Source organism: Thermogemmatispora sp., assembly GCF_019683635.1.
Lineage (GTDB): Bacteria > Chloroflexota > Ktedonobacteria > Ktedonobacterales > Ktedonobacteraceae > Thermogemmatispora.
This window is the reverse complement of sequence record NZ_JADGIA010000293.1, coordinates 1-4,789: the sequence shown is the minus strand read 5'-3', so window position 1 is coordinate 4,789 and position 4,789 is coordinate 1. Positions and strand designations below refer to the sequence as shown.

Sequence of the window (4,789 nt, the reverse complement as noted above, 5' to 3'; positions counted from 1 at the left end):
AGCAAATTCAGATGCATATAAATATTAACCTTCAATTAATTGTCTATAGAGAAAAAGCAGTAGACTGAACAGGGGACGCCAGCCGAAGTGGTCACTGCGGGCAGGGGCAACCCTGGGTTTCTCGGGGCAGGGTTGGCTGCCCGCAGGATCTGTGCAGCAGGCACAGCGAGAGGATCGACACTTCAGCTATGGACAGGAGGCTGGGGGGTCTCCTCCGCGGCGCGCACCTGTAGATGGAGTTCTCGCAGCTGCTGCTCATCCACAGGTGAAGGAGCGTTCAGCAGCAGATCCTGAGCGCTCTGCGTCTTCGGGAAAGCGATCACCTCGCGAATGGTCTGCTCGCCGGCGAGAATCATCACCAGGCGGTCCAGGCCCAGGGCGATGCCACCGTGGGGAGGGGCGCCGTATTCGAAGGCCTCCAGCATGTGGCCGAAGCGGTCGTGAATCTGCTCATCGCTATAATTCATCAAGGAGAAGACCTTATGGAGCAGTGAAGCCACATTAATACGGACACTGCCCCCGCCGATCTCGGAGCCATTGCAAATGATATCGTACTGGCGCGAACGCACCTTCAGCGGTTCCGTCTCCAGCAAAGGCACATCCTCCTCACGCATTCCCGAGAACGGATTATGCTCGGCCTCGTAGCGTCCCTCCTCCTCGTTATAGCTGAGCAGCGGGAAGTCAACGACCCAACAGAAGGCCAATTCCTGGGGATCGATCAGCCTTAGACGCTCTGCCAGGCGCAGGCGCAGGCGAGAGAGCACCTCATTGCAGACCTCAAGGCGATCGGCCACGAAGAGCAGGAGGTCACCCGGGCCAGCCTGCATGCGGCTCACAATGGCCTGCAGCTGCTCTGCCGGCAAGAATTTAGTCAGGGCAGACTTCAGCTCGCCCGTCGGGCTGATGGCCAACGAGACCAGGCCTTTAGCCCCCAGGCTGCGAGCAAACTCTGTCAGCTCCTCCACCTCGCGTCGGCTGTAGCCTGCCGCTCCGGGGACGCGGAGTCCTTTGACTGCGCCGCCAGAGGTGAGCGCCTGCTGAAAGACCGCAAAGTTGCCAGCCGCCAGGTCGGAGATCGTCACCAACGGCAGCTCAAAGCGCAGGTCGGGGCGATCAGTACCGTAGCGCTCCAGAGCCTCCTCATAGGAGAGGCGCGGGAACGGCTTCTGTTTGATGCGCTTCTGCGTCACCTGCTCGACCACAAAAATCAACAGCCCCTCGATGAGATTCATCACATCGTTCTCATCGACAAAGGCCATCTCGATATCCAGCTGCGTAAACTCCGGTTGCCGATCCGAGCGCTGGTCCTCATCGCGGAAACAGCGGGCGATCTGGAAATAGCGGTCCAGACCGGCGACCATCAGCAGCTGCTTGAGCTGCTGGGGCGACTGCGGCAAAGCATAGAACTGACCGGGGTAGAGCCGGCTCGGCACCAGGTAATCGCGCGCCCCCTCGGGTGTGCTCTTGATCAGAATGGGCGTCTCAATCTCCAAAAAGCCACGCTCATCGAGGTAATCGCGCATAGCCTTGATCAAGCGATGGCGCAGGATCATATTCTTACGCATCCTCGACCGGCGCAGATCAAGATAGCGATACTTCAAGCGCAGCGTCTCCTCAACCTGGCTCTCGTCAGCAATCGAGAAAGGCGGCACACGCGAAGGATTCAGGACGCGGATAGCCGTCGCCACAACCTCAATAGCCCCCGTCTCCAAATGGGGATTTTCCGTGCCCGGTAGGCGCGGCGCCACCGTCCCCGTGACCTCGATCACATACTCCGCCCGTAGCTCGCTGGCAACACGATGCGCCTCCTCCGAGCGCGAGGGATCACAGACGACCTGCGTGATCCCATAGCGATCGCGCAGGTCGAGGAAAATCAGCCCGCCATGATCGCGCCGGCGATTGACCCAGCCCGCCAGGCGCACCTGCTGGCCACAGTGCTCTTGACGCAACTCTCCACAGGTATGGGTACGATAATGTACGGCGAAACTCACGATTGCTTAGGACTCCTTCTTCACTGCCATTCACGCACACGCTAGAGGATAACCACCACCCGAGAAACAGCCCAATTCGGCCCGGAAAAAGAAAGAAAGCCTCCCAGGCAGCGGTCCCTGCTGGCCACTCTCTGCAATGGTTTTCACCAAGTGTACACCATCTCGTGGTCAGGCACAACTCCCCGATGAGCTGGTGTCGACAGCAACCACATTGAGCAGGGAGGCTGTATTCTGAGCAAGTGTATAGAGCAGGGTGCCACTGGAGGGATCAGGCTGAGCGCTGCGCAAGGAGGCAAACAAGCCTGGGGAGGCGTATTGACCCGTCAGCTGCACTAAGATACTGTTCGAGTCAGAAGTGCCACCAGCCGAGCCACCGCCGAGCGGTGTAAAAGCGAGCAAGCGATGGGCAGCGCTATCGGCCACATAGAGATGAGGAATATGATTCACCAGGCCAGCAGAGAGAGTGGCCTTGTTCGAGGCCAGCAGAGGCACAGGACCCTGCTGCGCCGGAACTGTGACAGTAGGAACGGGAGTAGCCGCAGTGAAGCTCTGATCGCTGACCGGGAGAGCGCTAGGAATGGGGCGCTGCACCTGCACAGGCACTGGTACCGGCTCCTGGGCCTTGCCCGAGGTGTATTGCAGACTCTGCACGCTGCCATCGCCCAGCAAGAGGAAGAGCTGATTGTTGGGGAAAGCGGCAATACTGACCACATTGGCCGAGATCGGCAGCGGTGCTTGCTTGGCAGTCAGCTTGGTACGATCGAAGTCGACGATCTGAGCACTGTTGGGAGCCTGTTTAGAAGAGAAGACCACATAGACATCGCCATCCCAGGCCGCGATTAACGACGGGACCTGACCGTTGGAGGTCAAGGCTGTATCGATGGGGACTGTTTTGGCCTTCGTCTGGCCAGCCTGCAGGGCGGCCAGCTCATAGCTGACAGAGGCCGCTCCCTGGCTCTGGCTGGTGCGAGCCAGGAGTAGGTAGAGCTGTGAGCCATCATTAGCACTCGCCACCCCGAGCACTTTTCCATCAAGGTCGAGATGATTCTGCAGGCTATATTGACGATTAACCTGCATCAGTGGGTAGAGCTGGCTATCTTCACCCAAGGCGTATAAGAGCGCCTTCCCCTTCTGCTGCAGGATTGCCAGGCTGCGGGCCTGCACGGCAATGCTGCCGGTATTGATCGGACTGACACCAGTACTGGAGCAGGGGAGGGAAGTAATGCCAAAGCGCTTATTGTAGGCAATCAGGGCGGCCTGAGCATGGCTGGTTAGCGAGCGCTGAAGACTGGCAAGCTGCGTCCGCTGGGCATCTGAGAGCGACACGCCCTGAAGCGAGCGCAGAGACTGCTGGGCACTGGCCAGATCTTGCAGAGCGCGCACTGGATCGCTGTTCAGCTCACCTGTAGCACGGTTGACCAAAGTCGTTGCCTGGGCCAGGACTTGATCGGGATCAGGACCTTGGCGGAGCACCAGATAGTAGACAGCCCCGACAACCAGTGCTAGGAGGACCACCGTCAGCAGGGCCACATTGAGAAAGAAGATCCGTCCCCGCCGCCGGCGTTTGGAGACGGGTAAGGCAGGAGCAGCCAGCGGCGCCGCATCCGCCAGCGGCGGCACAGCGCGGGCCGAGAAAGAGAATGCACCACTGTGACCATTGCCATAGCGCGCCCCCGCCTGGCCAGCCGAAGAGGCCAGCGAAGTCTCCAGAATCGCTGTATCCTCCTCGGGCCCACCGACCGCCACAGGGCGCCGTTGGCGAGGAGACGGTTCGACCCCTACCTCGTTGACACGGATCACAATCGCCGTAATATTGTCGGGACCCCCGTTTTCATTGGCGCGCTCCACCAGGTGATAGACACTCTCCTGGGGGACGAAGCGATTGACGATCTCCTGGAGTTCATCTTCAGTGATCAACCCGGAGAGGCCATCGGTACAGAGGACGAGCGAGTCCCCTTCCTGCAGTGGCTCAGTGAAAATATCGATCTCGACATCGGGTTGTGTGCCCAGCGAGCGAGTGATCACATTGCGCTGCGCGTGAGTACGGGCCTGATCCTCAGTCAGCAAGCCAGCGCGTACCTGCTCGGCGACCCAGGAGTGATCCTGAGAGATCTGCTTGACCGTCTTGCCGCGGATCAGATAAGCGCGGCTATCGCCTACATTGGCAATATAGGCCATATTCCCACGCAGCACCGCTGCCACGCAGGTTGTGCCCATGCCGTTGCGCAGCATATTCTCGGCTGCGCGCTGATGAATGGCGGCATTGGCGCGCTTAATAGCGCGGACCAGGGCGACCGGAACCTCATCGCTGTCGTCCTGATAGTATGCCGTGCTAACAGTGTCTACGGCAATCTCGCTTGCCACCTCCCCCGCCGCATGACCGCCCATGCCATCGGCCACAATGAACAGTGAGCCTTTCGTTGCCATCACCTGGGGGTCCTTGGGGATGACATAGGCCATATTGTCTTCATTGTGCTCACGCTTGCGGCCAACGTCTGTTAGCTGTGCAACGTCGAGACGGAGTTGTTTGGCCAAAGCACTTCTCTCCCGTACTTGATAGCTCGCGATTGAGTGATGTGCACACTAGGCAATTCCGAGACTTTAGGCTATATTACACCGACGCCGAGAAAAACGCAACGCATGGGAAAGGCATAGCAAGGCCGAGTAGAAGCCGCGTCACCAGGCCCAGCCCTGGCGACGGCCCAGCCCCATCCGCTCTGGTCGGCTCCTCCTCAGCATGAGGAAGCAGACAGCCTTGCTGATCACGGCCCGCGCGTGCCTTCTTCAGGCGCTGCTGG

The 4,789-nt window shown here is 59.6% G+C and carries 3 protein-coding genes; all 3 read right to left on the bottom strand.

Features of this window, described 5'->3' with window-relative positions; translation table 11 throughout:
* Positions 1 to 182: 182 nt before the first annotated feature.
* Complete coding sequence (gene aspS, locus IRZ31_RS20240) at positions 183 to 1,991, bottom strand: aspartate--tRNA ligase (RefSeq protein WP_297157234.1); 1,809 nt, start codon at positions 1,989 to 1,991, stop codon at positions 183 to 185.
* A 168-nt stretch (positions 1,992 to 2,159) separates the two neighbouring features.
* Positions 2,160 to 4,526, bottom strand: a complete 2,367-nt coding sequence (locus tag IRZ31_RS20235; protein WP_297157231.1) for a Stp1/IreP family PP2C-type Ser/Thr phosphatase — start codon at positions 4,524 to 4,526, stop codon at positions 2,160 to 2,162.
* 76 nt (positions 4,527 to 4,602) lie between these two features.
* Positions 4,603 to 4,789: hypothetical protein (locus tag IRZ31_RS20230; protein WP_297157229.1), on the bottom strand; the 187-nt coding region annotated here is incomplete at its 5' end.